The following is a 15,955-nucleotide window of genomic DNA, read 5'->3' as shown; positions in this document are numbered from 1 at the left end:
TCCATCACTACAGCTGATGGGCTTCTTTCAGGTTTTCATCGAACCTGTTATACCATTCACAAAAAATGAGGGCATTAACCATTATAGTATAAAAAGAGCAAATTGGCCTTCGACCATAATATTTTATAGATTTTCCCTCCCGACCTTTTCTCATCAATCTCTTACTCTCTCAAACTCAAGCCAGTCTCCTCCATCTATCTTATTTCCTGAAAATAATAACTCATAAGCCTTAGAACTATTAACTACATATACCCAAGCTTCAATCGGCCCTCTCTCAGTCTGAACCATTGTCAAAATTCGTTCATATTCACACTCCTCTGAACCTGGAACATAGTCTTCATATTCATCCAGATCAGGTAAAATAGAATTGAGGTCAGCAAAGGTTACTACTTCACCAAAAACCTTTTCACCATTACACTCATCTGTAAGAACCAGGCCAGGATAACCCCCTTCAAGATAAAAGAGTATTCCCTGAATCCAGCCCGGTTCAATCTTAATAATTTCACCTTTCTTTAAAAGATGATGCTTTGCTGCACCAGGCCGTAAAGTTCCATAAACAAATAAACGATTATTCATCCCGGACCACTATCCTTTCTAATCCTTACCTTGATAGAACAAAATGCCCTTCCGGGCACTTAATCTTATTTTACTACATAAAGCTAATTTTTCGCTTTATAAAGAAATTTTTCGAACCATCTAATGTTCGATTTCATTCGAAATAAGGCCCACTAACCACCGGGCCTTCTTGGCCCTTGATTAGCTCATCACATCCTGTGATAAGGCCATTCTTTTCAATCTCACTAAGATGGTTTAGCGAAAAATTTCTATACTGCTCAAAATTAGCTTTGTGCAGTTTTTTATAAATTATCTATACCAAATGTTATCCATAACCTACGAAAAAGTATAATTCCCTTCATATTAAAAAAAACACCTCAATTAGGTGACAATCTTTCACAAAATAAAAAATGGTCGGGATGGCCAGATTTGAACTGGCGACCTCACGCCCCCCAGACGTGCGCGCTAACCAGGCTGCGCCACATCCCGACATCGTCCCGACAATAGAATGTTACCATAAACATTTCGAAATGTCAAGGGATTTTTAAAATTTATTTGTACTAAAATTTTGGAGACAGGTTTCTTCCCAACCAAATCTACCTTTTGATTTTTTTAAAACAGGTAGATCCTGAGGGGGTTCTGGTAATCAATAAAGACCTCACATAATAGAAGAAATCCTGGATGGCTTAAAACCTAAAATAAGTCAGTTAAAAGCCCTTCCACCACCCCTCCCTTAAAAACAACGGAATTTTTGAACAAATTTAAATATTAAGCTTAGCCCAGCGGAAAACTTCGCGGAAAGTGACATTTTTACCATACATAAGTATACCTACGCGGAAGATTTTAGCGGCAAACCTTATCAATAAAAGATCAAAAACAGCCAAGATCAAGATGGTTAAAACCACTTCCCAAAAAGGAATCTGGGTAATCCCTAACCTCAATAACATGGTATTGGGAGTAGTTAGAGGGATATAGGACAGAATTTTAGGTACTAAACCATGGGGATTTTTCACAATTAACTTTAAAAAATAAATAGGAACAATAAATAGCATCATTCCTAACCCTACCGATTGGTTACCAAATTGCGAATCCTTGATTGTTGCTCCCAAAAGACTAGACATCCCGGCCATAAGCAAATAACCCAGAAAGAAGTATATGCCCATTAAAAACAGTTTTCCTTCCAAAAAGGAACCCAGAGAAAAGTCCAAATAATAACTGGCTACAGCCGCCCCTACGCTGGCCCATAATGCCATTTGCAATAAGCCTAAAAGACCATAGCCTATTACCTTCCCTTTTATTAAATCATTGGCAGGGATAGAAGATAAAACAATCTCTACTACCCGATCGTTCTTCTCCTTGATTATACTCTGCATTAATATACTGCCAGTAAATAAGGAAGAAAGGATCATCATGCCAGCCAGAATTAAAGGAATGAACATACTGAAAACATTACTTTCCCCTTCCCGCGATAACGGAACAGGAGTAAGTTTTACAGGGCGAACCAATCTTTTAATCTGCCTTGGTTGTAACCCAACCTGGGTCAATCTGTAATCAATAGCCAAATCACTCAAAATATCTTCTATGTCATTTTCCAGAATATTAAGGTTTCTAAAATAAACAAAGGCTTGATTGGTAGAATAAAAATCTTTCGGTATGTACAGAAAAAGATCTAAATCTCCCTCCTTAACTCTGGCTTTCAGTTCAGCTTGCTTACCACCTATCTGAACCAGATTAAAACTGGAATCTCTTAATCTCTCTTCTAAAGCAGAGGCCAGTTGGCCACTTTCATCCAGAATAGCAATTTCTATCTTAGAAGCTCCTTCCTTTTCTGCCAACAGCGTGGGAATCACACCCGCCCCGATGATAAAAAGGGGAATCAACAAAGAGATTACCAGAAAAGTCTTGTCTTTAATGCTCTTCCTTATTTCCCAACGAGCTACCTTCCAATAATCCCTCATCTTTTATCATCTCCTACTGTAGCGATAAAGATATCGTGCAAGGATAGCTTATTAACGGCTATCTCCTCAATCTCTAAATCTTGCAACACCTGGGAGAGTAATTCCCCTGGTTTCACCCCTTTAGGCAAGGTAAAACATATTTCATTTTTATCCTGGGTGAAATCCTTAATTTCAGGCCAGGAAGGCTTGATCTTCTTCTCTCCCCTGTACCTGATCCATACTTTCTTTACTCCAAAGTCATCCTTAATTTTGTCTAAAGAGCCGTAAAGTACTTTCTGACCTTTATTAATTAAAAAAATACGATCACATAATTCTTCCACCAAGTTCATACGGTGAGAAGATAAAAGCACAGTAGTTCCCTGGTCTCTTAATTCCTTAATTATTTCTTTAAATAGCTCCTGGTTCACTGGGTCGAGGCCAGAGAAAAGCTCATCGAAGATTACCAACTGGGGCCGATGAATAACAGCAATGATAAATTGAATCTTCTGCTGCATCCCTTTAGAGAGTTCTTCAATCTTTTTATCCTGATAGTCTGCCAAATCTAATTTTAACAACCACTCTCGGGCATCTTTTTCTGCTTGTTGCAAATCTGCACCCTTTAAATCTGCAAAATAAAGGATAGTTTCCATAACTTTAGTGGTGGAATAAATACCTCTCTCTTCTGGCAAATAACCTACTTTCTTCTTATCCTCTTGAACAGCTAATCGATGCCCAGCCTCTCCATCAAAACAGAAAGAAATTTTTCCCTTATCAGGGGCAATAATACCCATAATCGTTCTGATGGTAGTGGTCTTACCAGCTCCATTGGGACCTAAAAACCCAAAAATTTCTCCCCTTTTTACAGAGAAGGAAACATTCTTCACTGCTTCCACATCTGTAAAGGTTTTGGTTACCCCCTCTAATTGTAAAATTGAATCCATTCCGATATTATCTTCTACCTCCTTCAAGTTCTTCACCACTCATAAAAAGATTATTCTTGTCTTTCTAATTTCTGAATTCAAGTTAAATTTTTTCAATACTTATTTCACAAAATCCATCTGCTGTAATAATTTCATTGTTTCTTCCGGATTATCTGTCACTACAAAAATTTCCTGTAATGAGGAACTGGTTTTAGCAATAAGTTTAATCCCAGATGGCGTATTATACTTTAACTGTAAATAGGGCTGAATACCACTCCCACTGCGTCGGTTGATCCGTCCAGGTATAATACTATGTACTTGTTCTAAATTTGAAATCTTTAGTAAAAGTGGATAAATATCATCAATTATAGTATGCTCCTGTTTAATCTTGTTTGCACGATATTTTCCACCCATATTACTCCATCCCTTTTATAATTAATAAGATAAAGCTATTATAACATTTTTTATAAAATGATTCAACATTTTTTCCGCCCAAATCAACTAAAAGGGAACCTTTGCTGGTTCCCCCTTTCATATTCAAATTATTTCTTCTTTGAAAAACCTGCAGAACCTAGAGATCGACCTAAACTCCAATAGTTTCCACTACCATAGGCAATTAAACCAGCCTTTTCCATACAAAAACGTCCATTTTCATCTAAAACATCATCTTCAGCATGAACCGCTACTACTTCTCCAATAAATAGATCATGGCTACCCAATTCCAGAATCTTAGTAACTTTACATTCAATATTCACCGGACATTCACCAATTAAAGGCGCATTGACTTTTTCTCCCGGAACCGGAGTCAGTTCCAGTTCTCCAAACTTATCCACATTTCTTCCTGAATTAATTCCGCAAAAATCCGTTGTCCAGACAAGATTTTCAGATGGTAGATTAACCACAAATTCACCTGTCTCTTTAATCATATCATAAGAAAAACGGCTTTTTCTTATCCCAATTCCAATTAATGGCGGTTCAGAACAGAGAGTACCGACCCAGGCAATGGTTATAATATTACTCTCACCTGCCTCATTACAACATGAAACCAATACTACCGGGACCGGCGCCAAAGCTGTTGTCGGCTTTAATAATTTTTTAGACATTACCTTAACCTCCTCTTCCTCTTCTTTACAATTTAAAAATCCCTCACTCCCATATAATAAGCAATATTTGCCTTTTCAAACCTTACCGGACGAATTTTACCTTTAGCTGAAGTAAAGATTGTAGTAATCCCCGGCCCATGACCTGCAATTACACAATTACTGTGAACCACAACACCAATACTGACTGCACCTTTCTTAAAACAACGACCGTAGGAATTATCTGTATCTAATAATGCAACAAGATCACCAAATCTTAAATTTTCCAGACCATATTGGCATAAAACTTCCGGATCAGCAGTGGTCAAATCATAGTCCCCGCGGGCTGCGGTATAAGCCCCAAGACCGGAACCCATTAGTTCAGCAGGAATCTCTGCCACTACTGGTACTTCTAGAAGCTCGCCATCAAACTTTAAGTTCATTTTCTCTAATAATTCAGGATCTAAATTCATTACCTTTACCTCTGGCATTTCCTCAATTGCCAGACCCTGACCGATAGATTTTATCAAAATCTCATCTCCTATATTTAGCTTTTCCAATGTCTCATCATCAAAATATATTAATACATGTTCTATTCCACCGTGTTTTCCAGTAACAAATCCTTCCGCACCCTTAGCATCTCCAGTACGAACAATAGCTTTGTTGCCAATACAGGCTAGAATATTTAATGCATTGTTATCCTTTTCCTCATCTAACTTAATACTCACACCAGGTTCTACATGATCCCCAACCCATTTCATACAGTTGTCTCCTACTTTGACATTATAGGTAATCCCTCCTACACCTGGAAGCAAAACCGGCTCACCTTCATGGGTCACAGTGTAACCATTACCTTTGACAGGATGGGAAACCTTTCCTTTAACTGAAAGCATTACAAGTCGATCTTTATTTGTCTTCAATTTCACAGCCTCCTTTTAAAATCAAGTATAAAATATATTCTTCAACACTAAAACAAAAAATCCTTTAATTTCTATCCAATTTAAGGAATAACTCTACCTGTTCTTTAATAACAACACCTATTTTCTTTGATATATCAGTAATCTGTTCAGCAGTCAAATCTTTTTTTAATCGGATAAAAATATCTTTACTGGTTTTAAGAACATCTTCCAGTTTATCTTTCAATTCAGAAATCTCAATTTCTTTTTTAAGACACCGCTGCCAGGCTTTAATTGCATCTTCCACATTATCCAATCCTTCTTTAAGAAGTTCAAAAACCCAATCCGAATCACCTGCTTCAAACATCACTTTAGCTTCATAAAACCGCTCGACTGAACGGTTAAGATAAAAATTCACTTTCTCTTGATCTGGTAAAAATTTTACTATAATATCTTCAAAAAATCGATCCAGGAAATAGAAAGGGGAATCAGGAGAAATTTGATTTATTTCTTTCTCTTCCCTGGCCCAACCTATTTCACTACTTATCCAGAATAATATACTAGTGATTAAAACTATTACTACTAGAAAAACCAAACTTTGCTTCATTACTATCCCTCCACCTTTATCTTTTTATATCCAAATTATTATCTTTATTCACAAAACTTTTTAAATATCCTCCTTGAAACTTAAAACTATGAATAATAACTCGATAAACCTGATATAATAATACTGTCCGGGCTATGGTAAACCATGGCCCTTAAAGCAGGTGTCAATCCCTCCTATCAGGGATTCGACACCTGTTGCCTTTTTACGTCTCTATCTCTTCTGAAGAATTACGAATCCCGAAAATAAGATTCCTGTACCGAAAAGTACTAAATAAAGCCAGGCTGGAATAGCAGCTAATATAACTCCTAACCCAATAAGGCAGAGAAAAACTCCAAATATGTTTTTAAAGAATAAATTTTTACGCATTAAACGATATCTAAACCCAATTCTCCATCTTCTCATCCAATATGGTTTTCGAAACATATCACATTCCCCCGTGAAAGGAAAACTTTTCTTTAAATACTATATGCAAATCCAGATTAATTTGTTAAAGAAGATAAAACACTTAAGCTAAAAGGAGATATTAAATGATTGAGTGATATAATGTCTAAAAATAGCTGTATATAACCTATAATCAAGTTGAAAAATTAACCTTCTGTAAGTTATAATAAGTCTTGTCCAATGTTAGTGTACGGGTGTAGCTCAGCTGGTAGAGCAGTGGACTCCAAATCCACGTGCCGCGGGTTCGAGTCCTGCCACCCGTGCCATAAGCCGGCGTGGCTCAATTGGTAGAGCAGCTGACTTGTAATCAGCAGGTTATCGGTTCGAGTCCGATCGCCGGCTCCAATATATCTGAAATTACTGGTTGCTGAGATTTTCAGCAACTTTTTTTATAACTAAATGAAGATGAAATAACTTAACCTAATATCATTTCAAAAAGCTAATTTTGAGCACCATAGAAAATTTTTCGTTAAACCATCTTAGTGAGATCGAAAAAAATGGCCTCATATGAAGAGGTGATGAGCTAATCATGGATCATAAAGACCCATTGATTAGTGTGCCTTATTTCGACTGAAATCAAACTTTAGTATGGTTCGAAAAACTTTTTTTGAAGCGAAAAATTAGCTTTTTGCAGTAAAAAATATGCTCTTAAAAGCTGTTGACAAAATTAAGAAAGTCAACAGCTTTTTTTGTATCAAATATGTTAACAATCTCATGAAATTACCTTTTTCATTTCTTGATTTTATGCTATAATGATTAAAAGAATATTTTGTTATACGAAACAATTTAGATAAGGAGTTTTTATAATGAAAAAAGGTATTGTACAGTATCTACAAAAAATCAAATTCTTTAATCGAGAGGCCAAACTCTTTTTAATCACCTCTTTTATAATTCACCTTTTAAACGGTGGATATCAGGTAATCTTCAACCTGTATCTTAATTCTTTAGATTATCAATCAGATTTTATCGGTACTGTCGCTTCAGTTCGCCTTATAGTTGGTGCTCTTTTGGGTATTCCATTGGGAATTATGACAACCAGATTAGGGTATCGTAAAACATTACTTATCTCGGGATTTATGGCTATAACCAGTATCTTTGGACTGGCTAATACTGACTCTAAAGCCTTAATTTTTATTTTTAGTACTCTCTGGGGAATTACATTTGTATTATTTGGAATTATCACCGCCCCGTTTTTGGCCCATTACAGCAGTCTGGAAGAACGGGCTCATCTTTTCAGCTTAAATTTTTCTCTACATATGTGGGCGGCTATGCTGGGAAGTTTTCTCGGGGGATCAATCACTGAAAGTTTTCAAAATCTTTTTAATATCTTATCCTCCTATAAATATACACTAAATTTATTTGGACTTATATCCATCGTAGCATTAATCCCTATTTTTTTTCTCCAACCCGATAAAGGAACGAATCAAAATAAATTTTCTGAAGTATTAAAAAATGTGATTAAAATTTCCAAATACCATGATATTCGCAACTTTTTAATTTATAGTCTTATGATTGGAACAGGAGCTGGATTGGTTGTACCTCTCTTTAATATCTTTTTGCGAATTCGCCTTGAAGCCACTGACTTTCAAATTGGGTTATTGATTAGTCTGACTCAGATTGCGACATCTGTAGGCTCTCTATTTACCCCATATCTGGTTGGTCTTTTAGGTCAGCTTTACGCTGTTGTAGTTTTACAGTTTCTTTCCATTCCCTTCCTGATTATTGTGGGGGGAGTACCGTATTTACCTATTGTCAGTGTAGCATATTTTTTACGAACCAGTTTGATGAATATGGTCAATCCCATTATAGAAGCAGTTTCCATGCAAGTAGTACATGAAGATGAACGTGCTGCGGCAAGTAGCTTAATCCGTACCATACGCAGTTTTGGACGCGGAATTGGGGTATATTTGAGCGGAATCATCCTGGCAAATGGAAATTATCTTTTACCTTTTATCCTGACCTGTATTCTTTACCTTAGTGGTTCCCTCATCTTTTACTTCTCTTTTCGTTTTAACCCAGACCTGCTCCGGAAGCATTCTATGGATTTTTCAAAATAGGGTTTTTTACTTTTCATTCTCGCATCTGGTATGCTTTCTGCTCAATAAGATTTCTAGCATGATTAAACTGAAAAAAGCTAATTTCGAGCGTCATAGAAATTTTTCGTTAAACCATCTTAGTGAGATTTCAGTCGAAATAAGGCTTCATATAAGGATTGATGAGCTAATCAAAAGCCAGGAGGGTCCGTTGGATTAGTGTGCCTTATTTCAACTGAAATCGAACTTTAGATGGTTCGAAAAATTTCTTTTGAAGCGAAAAATTAGCTTTTTGCAGTTTAATAAATAATAAATAAAACAAAAAGGCTGTTGATCCTTTTTACTTCATCAACAGCCTTTTTTAGTTAATTTTCAAAATCCAAGTTTATCTCGCAGATACTGTTCCACCTGATCAATGGCAATTCGATCCTGTTCAAGAGTATTCCGATCCCGCACTGTAACCATTTGGTCATCAAGACTTTCAAAATCAACAGTGATACAATATGGCGTACCAATCTCATCCTGGCGCCGATACCGTTTACCGATACTACCACCTTCATCATATTCAGCATTATACAATTTCTTCAACCGGTTATAAATCTTCATTGCCAATTCCTTCAACGAGTCTTTCTTTGTTAATGGCAGTACAGCAACCTTAATTGGAGCTAGCTCAGGATGGAAGTCCAGATAAACACGGGTTTGACCCTCCACTTCGTCTTCAGAATACGCATCTACCAGAAAAGCCAACATGGCCCGGTCTACACCCAGGGATGGTTCAATAACATATGGTACAATATGTTCTTTCGTCTGTGGATCATAGTAGGTTAATTTTTTACCAGAATGCTCAATATGGGCACTTAAGTCAAAGTCTGTTCGATTAGCAATGCCCCAAAGTTCCTCCCAACCAAATGGGAAATGGAAAATCAAGTCAGTTGTAGCTTTGGAATAGTGGGAAAGTTTTTCCTTCGGATGATCATAGAATTTGAGCCTTTCAGAAGATACACCCAGCTCAATAAACCAGTTCATAGCAAACTCGCGCCAATACTCGAACCATTCTTCATCTTCTCCAGGTCTTACGAAAAATTCTAATTCCATCTGTTCAAACTCACGGGTTCTGAAAATAAAGTTACCTGGAGTTATCTCATTACGGAACGCTTTTCCTATCTGGGCAATTCCAAATGGAAGCTTAACCCGACAGGTATCTACTACATTTTTGAAGTTTACAAATATTCCCTGGGCAGTTTCAGGCCTAAGATAGACTACATTAGACTGATCTTCTACTACTCCCTGGAATGTCTTAAACATCAGGTTAAAAGCTCTGGCATCCGTCCAATCTGCATTACCACAGGTTGGGCATTTAATTTCATTCTCTTTAATAATTTTGGTCATTTCCTCTTCACTCTTACCCTCCACATCCATCTCCAAAGCTTCTTCAATTAAATGGTCAGCCCGGAATCTAGACTTACAGACCTTACAATCGATGAGGGCATCATTAAAACTTGCCAGGTGACCGGATGCTTCCCAGGTTTTGGGATGCATCAAAATAGCACTATCCAAACCTACTACATCATCCCGCTCACGGACAACTCTTTTCCACCAGGCTTCTTTTACATTCCTTTTCAATTCAACACCTAGAGGACCATAATCCCAGGTGTTTGCAAGGCCGCCATAAATTTCTGAACCCTGATAAACAAAACCGCGCCTTTTACAAAGTGAGACAATCTTATTCATCAGTTCTTCGCCTTTAATCTCTTTTCCCATTTATTCTCTCCTCCTTTTGAATCTTTTTTACTACTCAAAATTATAAAGCCCTCAGGCCACTTAGACCTGAGGGTCCTTTTACGGACGGTTCCACCTCAGTTGCCAACCTTAAATACAAGGTTGACCACTCTTAACGGTTAGTACCCTAAAATGCTGGTGCCGTTTCACAAAATATTCCTGCAGAGCTTCCACCATCCTCTGCTCGCTATTAAGGAAGGAATTTTGCTACTATTCCCAGCAGGTACCCGATATTTTCTTTTCTTCTAAAGTTCATTATAAAACAATATTTTTCAATTTGTCAAGATGGTAGAGGTAAATTTGCGTTTTATTAATTATCTTACTTTGAGAAAAAAATATCTTCAATCAGATGGTTCAAAAATTTTTTTGAAATTTTGCAGTAAAATCATTTTATTAATAATTACCAGAGTCATTCCATTATCTTAATTCTTCTTTTTTTGCTTTTATTAAAATATATATAAATAAAAATTTTTGAAAATCCAGCAAAATAATAAATAAATAATACATTACTAACTTCTGCTATATAACCAGCTAAACCCATTGCAATTATTGGAAAAAAACTATATAAGGCATTAATTACACTAAAAATTCTTCCCCGCAACTGATCTTTAGTATAATTCTGTATAAAGGTTATAAATACTATACTCATAGCTGTATTTATAAATCCACTTAAAACATACAACACCATTCCTATAACTATGTTACGATTGATTGAAAAAAGTACATCAATAACACCACCCATAGCAAAAGCAGGAACCATAATATGTAAAGAATTTTTTATTTTAAAATTTTTTACTAAAAATGCTCCTAAAATTCCACCTATTCCATTTGAGGCAATAAAAAAACCATAACTAACAGAACTTTTTATTATGCGTTCCGAAAAAATCACTAAAACGGTATTTAAACCACTATTTAAAAATGCAATAAAAGTCATAAGTGAAATAATTGTTTTTAAACTGTAGTTATCACCAATATACTTTAATCCTTCTTTAAAATTTTGTAATAATAAATTTATTTGCAAAATATTATTATGTTGAACTTCCCGAGTATGAGTTTCATTTACTTTTATTCTCAAAATGAAAAATGCCGAAACAAGGTATGTAAAAGCATCAAAAAGAAAAACTGCTAAAGACCCAAAAGTACTTAAAATTATACCTCCTAATGAGGCACCTATTATAAAATTTGGAATTGACCGTGCTAAAGTCAACAAGGAATTAGCATTCAAAAGTTCATCTTTTGAAACAATATTAGGTAAAAGAGCACTTTCAGCAGGTCTATAAAAGGATGAAATACATGATATTAAAAATGTTAAAATTAAAATTTGATACATTGAAGTACAATAAGGTATTAATGCCACAAGAGGAACACGTAATAAATCTGAAACAATCAGTATTTTCTTTCGTTTAAATCTATCTACAACTATTCCCGTAAATGGGCTTAATATAATAAAGGGCAAAGAATATGCAATCAATACCTTCGATACAACAATTCCGGATTTTGATAATGAATAAATAAAAAGCATTATTGCAGTTCCATGTAATCCATTACCCAATTCTGAAATGAACTTGGATAAAATATAATTGGTGAGATTTTTATTTTTCAAAATAACAAGCCATTTTACATTTTTCATAATTAATCCTCCACATAAGTTATCTTTATTATACCGCCTTAGAATTTTTGTAAAAAGGTCACCTGGATCTGAGAGTTCTTTTATGGACAGTTCCACCTCTCAGCATTTTTCCTTCAAACAGCGTAGGATATAAGAAACTGCCATTGCTGTATCAATGAGATACAGGCGGAGATTTAAATTAACATTTTCTGCACTAATCACTAAAAAAGCACCTTCCTCAATCAATTCAGCTAAAGTTGGTTTTCGCTATATTCCTTTAACCACCTGTTCCTCTGTTAAAGCGATAACTCCTCTAACTTCATCTATCGGTAAATTTCCCGGTATATCATCTATTTGAGCTTTATAGATTATAATATGATAAACTTTACCAGCTTTTGGAGTTCCCTCTGGATGGATTATGTCGCTGGCGCAGACAAAATTTCAACATTTGTGCCAATCTCCTCTTTGGCTTCCCGGTGAGCACACATTAAATAATCCTCACCTTCTTCTAAATGACCTCCAATACCCGCATAAAAAATTTCACCTGGAGGACATTTATATCGGTTTCCTGCAAAGAAAAATAAATAATGACCGCTCTTATCCTGTAAAGCAAGCCCCACTCCTATTTCAGCATTAACTGACAGAAAATCAGCAATAACTTTTTTCATTAAAATTATCCTCTCTTCCATATCTGTCCACTTTCATATTCATACTACAATTACCAATAATATCCCTGAGCATATTATAAAAATTTTAAAATTGATTAAACTGCAAAAAGCTAATTTTGAGCGCCATAGAAATTTTTCGTTAAACCATCTTAGTGAGATTTCAGTCGAAATAAGGCTTCATATGAGGATTGATGAGCTAATCAAGGGCCAGGAGGGTCCGTTGATTAGTATGCCTTATTTCAACTGAAATCGAACTTTAGATGGTTCGAAAAATTTCTTCTGAAACGAAAAATTAGCTTTTTGCATTAAAATCAAAATTTTATTTCGATAATATTCCCTAAAATTCCTTTTCTGTTTTAATAAAAATTATTTACAACTTGTTAAAAATAAACACATAACTTGCTCCTACAGGGGAACAGAAAAACTAAATATAATTTCTTCCGCTACTGGGCACTTTGCAGTCCTGGCTGTACATCCTTAAAAGTTAAGGCTTCCACCCTCCTGGCTTTAAACCTTGACTTATACGCTTCAGAAATTATATTTAGTTTTTCTGACAGTGCACGGGCAAGTCCCTAAAAAATAAAGATTTGTCAACAACCTCACCTGAAAGTAAGCCTTCCAGGTTTTAATGTAAAATCTTTTCCGGCTCTCTACCTTCTTGCACCGAACCCTTAGCACCCGAGATTCTAATTCCTTCATATATCCTGCTCCGTGTACTCTTCTTCTTAAGAACCCGATTTACTACTTCAATAGCTGCCGCCCTGACATCTGGACTATCCACCTCACCATCAAGATAAACAGTTCCTTCCTCAACATAAACTCTTACTGCAGGACTGACCCTATCATCTTTACTTAATTCATGGCGTATTTCTGCTGCCAGTGCTTCATCACCACCTGCACCGCCCTTATAGGAACGAAGTTCATTTACTACATCTTTAACACCTTCTGCCATCGCAGTTAATTTACCAATAATCTGCTTATCTTCTACACTCTCGACAGTACCTTTCAAGGTGACTCTACCATTTTTTACTGATAATTCAATTGGCGGAACTACATCATAATGTTCAGTAAGAGTCTGTATTACATTATTATGAACTGTTACATCATCAATCTCTTTACCATCCTGGGTGCGTTTAAGCCTTAGATGACTTATTACTTCCCTGACTCCCTGTACATCAATGGCTGCACTTAAGATTTCTTTCTCTTCAGCCAATGTGTCGATATTACCATACAGATGGACTACCCCTTTTTTTGCTACAACTCCAATCTTGAAAAATGATTCATCTTTTTCCTGTAAAGCAGTTTCTACCGCTTCGGCTAATTCATCATCTTTAACCTGCCTTTCCATCCCTATAGAAAGACGGTTAATCACTTCCTTAACTCCTTCAACTTCCCTGACTACCTTTTCTGCATACTCCTTATCTCCCAGAACATCCACTACCCCATCTAGATGGACTATACCGTTTACAGTATTAACCCTAATATCCAGTGCACTCTCTTCCATATCCTGGGCCAGCGCCTTTTTTACAGCAAAACTGATATCCCGATCTTGACTACCTTTCATCCTGCCACCTCCTTTTAAATGTTTAGCTTAAACTAAAGTGACCTCTTTCAACAATAGCTTTCCCAAAAGTATCAAAACGTTCACGTAAATCATTATCATCTTCCGCTTCTGCAATTAACTTAAAGATATTCCCTTCAAAAGTCTTTGCTTTTTCATTATCTTTAATAATACATTCCAATTTTCCGATAACTGATTCAAAAAGATTGATCTTTTCATGGAGCAGGTTGACTATATTTTCTTCAATAGTTCCAATAGTAGAAAAATTATAGATCTTGACATCATTTCGCTGACCGAGACGGTGAATCCGTCCAATCCGCTGCTCAATCCTCATTGGATTCCAGGGCAGATCATAGTTTATCAACGTATCACAAAACTGAAAATTAAGACCCTGTCCTCCCGCTTCAGTGCTGACCAGAACATCTCCTTTTTCACGGAAGATTGCCTTCATCCATTCTTTACGGTTGGCACTCATTGATCCGTTAAAAGCTACCGGTACCAGGCCATTTTGTTGGAGATATTCGCAAAGTTTCCATTGTGTAGCTCTAAATTCTGTAAAAATGATAGCCTGTCCATCCAGACTTTTTAAAATCTCTAACACTTTACGCATTTTCGCATTTACCCGTATCTTTGCGGCCAGTTGATAAAGTTCTTTTAGCTTATCAATAAGATCAGGATGTCCCTTTTTGATCATTTTCTCTAAAGTCTGTAATAAAGCAAAAGAACTGCTGCAAACTTCCCTTTGGAGGGTTAATAAAAAGAGAATACTTTTCTTCTCCCTCTGACGTTTGCGATATTCAATTCTTACTAACCTGGTAACTTTATCGTATAATTCCTTCTCTTCTGGAGTAAGTTGAAGATTGATCAGTTTTACTTTTCGAGCAGGAAAGCTTAAAGTGGACTTCTGCCTGGAATTTCGAATCATCACCTTTTCTAATACATGTTGCAACTCTTTTTGGTTTTTTGCCTTTCGCTTACCTGTGGTATAATCATCCCGAAATTTTTTATATGAACCAAAGATATCGGGTTTAATAATAGAAACCAGATTATATAATTCCTCTAAATCATTTTGAATTGGAGTTGCGGTTAGTAAGAGACAGTATTTTTTGGGGAGGGTATTGACAAATTTCCAGTTCAGGGTATTTCTATTTTTAAGCTTATGAGCTTCATCAACTATCACCATATCAAAACCTTTTTTAATCAAACCATCGGCATGATGTTTCCTTTTACACATATCCAGAGAGGCAATCATTTGATCATAATAAAGCAGCCCCCGACCTTTTCGATTAAACCAGACATCAATTTTAAACTTATTGGATAATTCAAACCACCACTGATAACCCAAAGAAGCCGGAACCAGTATAAGAAAAGTCTTTACTTTTCCTCTCAAAAGCAGTTCTTTTAAGATCATACCCGCTTCAATAGTTTTTCCCAGACCAACTTCATCAGCCAAAAGGGCCCGACCATCCATCTCATGAATCACTTTATCAACACATTCAATCTGATGAGGAAAAAGTTCCATACCAATCTCTTCCCAATGATCTTTTAACTCTTCAATTGTTAAAAGGCGCTTTGACCCCTGGCTTTCGATGGCCAAATATCTACCCTCCTCCCTACATGAAAATTTAGAGCTTTTCTTTAATTTTAGATTAACCACAAATAATTTTATTGATGTAGGTATATATTGCAGAGAAGGATAAATACTTGCTTAAGATGTAAATTTTCTATTTTTTCATAAGCTCTATAAAAAGCAGAAAAATGAAAAAACTATAGATACCAAAATTGAGATAGATTAGATGAACCATGTTTTTAAACCGCGGGTCTTTGTCTTCTATGCCCAAAATATCTTTGCATAATCGTAAAAAGTAAA

14 protein-coding genes and 3 tRNA genes are annotated in these 15,955 nt (G+C 35.9%); 3 read left to right on the top strand and 14 right to left on the bottom strand.

All coding sequences use genetic code 11. From position 1 onward, the window contains the following. Positions 1-153: 153 nt before the first annotated feature. From BBF96_RS03110 to BBF96_RS03070, 9 genes are all read right to left on the bottom strand, one after another. The gene (locus tag BBF96_RS03110) at positions 154-576 is read right to left on the bottom strand and encodes a gamma-glutamylcyclotransferase family protein (protein WP_127015789.1); all 423 of its coding nucleotides are present in this window, start codon (positions 574-576) and stop codon (positions 154-156) included. Between the two features lie 390 nt (positions 577-966). Then, positions 967-1,044: transfer RNA gene (locus tag BBF96_RS03105), tRNA-Pro, on the bottom strand. 272 nt (positions 1,045-1,316) lie between these two features. Beyond that, a complete protein-coding gene (locus BBF96_RS03100; RefSeq protein WP_127015788.1) occupies positions 1,317-2,513 on the bottom strand; it encodes an ABC transporter permease in 1,197 nt (398 codons plus the stop codon). Next, positions 2,510-3,469 (bottom strand): ABC transporter ATP-binding protein, encoded by a 960-nt coding sequence (locus BBF96_RS03095; RefSeq protein ID WP_127015787.1) that lies wholly within the window; start codon positions 3,467-3,469, stop codon positions 2,510-2,512. The genes BBF96_RS03100 and BBF96_RS03095 overlap by 4 nt, the downstream gene beginning before the upstream one ends. A gap of 63 nt (positions 3,470-3,532) precedes the next feature. After that, positions 3,533-3,826 (bottom strand): DUF2103 domain-containing protein, encoded by a 294-nt coding sequence (locus tag BBF96_RS03090; RefSeq protein ID WP_127015786.1) that lies wholly within the window; start codon positions 3,824-3,826, stop codon positions 3,533-3,535. Positions 3,827-3,954: 128 nt separating this feature from the next. After that, a complete protein-coding gene (locus BBF96_RS03085) occupies positions 3,955-4,515 on the bottom strand; it encodes a flavin reductase family protein (protein WP_127015785.1) in 561 nt (186 codons plus the stop codon). A gap of 32 nt (positions 4,516-4,547) precedes the next feature. Further along, positions 4,548-5,384 (bottom strand): DUF4438 domain-containing protein, encoded by an 837-nt coding sequence (locus BBF96_RS03080; RefSeq protein ID WP_127018166.1) that lies wholly within the window; start codon positions 5,382-5,384, stop codon positions 4,548-4,550. 91 nt (positions 5,385-5,475) lie between these two features. Further along, positions 5,476-5,994: a DUF5667 domain-containing protein gene (locus BBF96_RS03075; protein WP_127015784.1), complete on the bottom strand. Its 519-nt coding sequence runs from the start codon at positions 5,992-5,994 to the stop codon at positions 5,476-5,478. 210 nt (positions 5,995-6,204) lie between these two features. Further along, on the bottom strand, positions 6,205-6,417 hold the full coding sequence (locus tag BBF96_RS03070) for a hypothetical protein (protein ID WP_127015783.1): 213 nt from the start codon (positions 6,415-6,417) through the stop codon (positions 6,205-6,207). Between the two features lie 208 nt (positions 6,418-6,625). Here BBF96_RS03070 and BBF96_RS03065 point away from each other — a divergent pair. The 3 genes from BBF96_RS03065 (at position 6,626) to BBF96_RS03055 (ending at position 8,492) form a co-directional block, all read left to right on the top strand. Then, a tRNA-Trp gene (locus BBF96_RS03065) sits at positions 6,626-6,701 on the top strand. A gap of 3 nt (positions 6,702-6,704) precedes the next feature. Next, positions 6,705-6,780, top strand: a tRNA-Thr gene (locus BBF96_RS03060). A gap of 461 nt (positions 6,781-7,241) precedes the next feature. Further along, positions 7,242-8,492 carry an MFS transporter gene (locus BBF96_RS03055; RefSeq protein ID WP_127015782.1) on the top strand — a complete coding sequence of 417 codons (1,251 nt, stop codon included), beginning with the start codon at positions 7,242-7,244 and terminating at the stop codon, positions 8,490-8,492. A gap of 348 nt (positions 8,493-8,840) precedes the next feature. On the opposite strand, the gene BBF96_RS03050 is transcribed toward BBF96_RS03055, so the two are convergent. The 5 genes from BBF96_RS03050 to BBF96_RS03030 all read right to left on the bottom strand — a co-directional run bounded on the left by BBF96_RS03050 (position 8,841) and on the right by BBF96_RS03030 (position 15,682). Further along, positions 8,841-10,229, bottom strand: a complete 1,389-nt coding sequence (locus BBF96_RS03050; protein ID WP_164730871.1) for a glycine--tRNA ligase — start codon at positions 10,227-10,229, stop codon at positions 8,841-8,843. A 427-nt stretch (positions 10,230-10,656) separates the two neighbouring features. Next, complete coding sequence (locus BBF96_RS03045; RefSeq protein WP_127015781.1) at positions 10,657-11,877, bottom strand: MFS transporter; 1,221 nt, start codon at positions 11,875-11,877, stop codon at positions 10,657-10,659. A gap of 395 nt (positions 11,878-12,272) precedes the next feature. Further along, complete coding sequence (locus BBF96_RS03040) at positions 12,273-12,524, bottom strand: NUDIX hydrolase (RefSeq protein WP_164730870.1); 252 nt, start codon at positions 12,522-12,524, stop codon at positions 12,273-12,275. Between the two features lie 625 nt (positions 12,525-13,149). Continuing rightward, positions 13,150-14,088: a BON domain-containing protein gene (locus BBF96_RS03035; protein ID WP_127015779.1), complete on the bottom strand. Its 939-nt coding sequence runs from the start codon at positions 14,086-14,088 to the stop codon at positions 13,150-13,152. Positions 14,089-14,110: 22 nt separating this feature from the next. After that, positions 14,111-15,682, bottom strand: coding sequence for a DEAD/DEAH box helicase (locus BBF96_RS03030; protein WP_236777870.1), 1,572 nt, complete (start codon positions 15,680-15,682; stop codon positions 14,111-14,113). Positions 15,683-15,955: the final 273 nt, after the last annotated feature.

Source organism: Anoxybacter fermentans (genome assembly GCF_003991135.1).
Taxonomy (GTDB): Bacteria; Bacillota; Halanaerobiia; order DY22613; family DY22613; genus Anoxybacter; species Anoxybacter fermentans.
The sequence above is the reverse complement of the archived record's forward strand: the minus strand, read 5'-3'. Positions and strand labels throughout refer to the sequence as shown.

Coding starts and splice junctions, on each gene's coding strand:
- BBF96_RS03110 (WP_127015789.1), bottom strand. CDS start 576: ATGAATAATCGTTTATTTGTTTATGGAACTTTACGGCCTGGTGCAGCA.
- BBF96_RS03100 (WP_127015788.1), bottom strand. CDS start 2,513: ATGAGGGATTATTGGAAGGTAGCTCGTTGGGAAATAAGGAAGAGCATT.
- BBF96_RS03090 (WP_127015786.1), bottom strand. CDS start 3,826: ATGGGTGGAAAATATCGTGCAAACAAGATTAAACAGGAGCATACTATA.
- BBF96_RS03085 (WP_127015785.1), bottom strand. CDS start 4,515: ATGTCTAAAAAATTATTAAAGCCGACAACAGCTTTGGCGCCGGTCCCG.
- BBF96_RS03080 (WP_127018166.1), bottom strand. CDS start 5,384: ATGCTTTCAGTTAAAGGAAAGGTTTCCCATCCTGTCAAAGGTAATGGT.
- BBF96_RS03075 (WP_127015784.1), bottom strand. CDS start 5,994: ATGAAGCAAAGTTTGGTTTTTCTAGTAGTAATAGTTTTAATCACTAGT.
- BBF96_RS03070 (WP_127015783.1), bottom strand. CDS start 6,417: ATGTTTCGAAAACCATATTGGATGAGAAGATGGAGAATTGGGTTTAGA.
- BBF96_RS03055 (WP_127015782.1), top strand. CDS start 7,242: ATGAAAAAAGGTATTGTACAGTATCTACAAAAAATCAAATTCTTTAAT.
- BBF96_RS03050 (WP_164730871.1), bottom strand. CDS start 10,229: ATGGGAAAAGAGATTAAAGGCGAAGAACTGATGAATAAGATTGTCTCA.
- BBF96_RS03045 (WP_127015781.1), bottom strand. CDS start 11,877: ATGAAAAATGTAAAATGGCTTGTTATTTTGAAAAATAAAAATCTCACC.
- BBF96_RS03040 (WP_164730870.1), bottom strand. CDS start 12,524: ATGAAAAAAGTTATTGCTGATTTTCTGTCAGTTAATGCTGAAATAGGA.
- BBF96_RS03035 (WP_127015779.1), bottom strand. CDS start 14,088: ATGAAAGGTAGTCAAGATCGGGATATCAGTTTTGCTGTAAAAAAGGCG.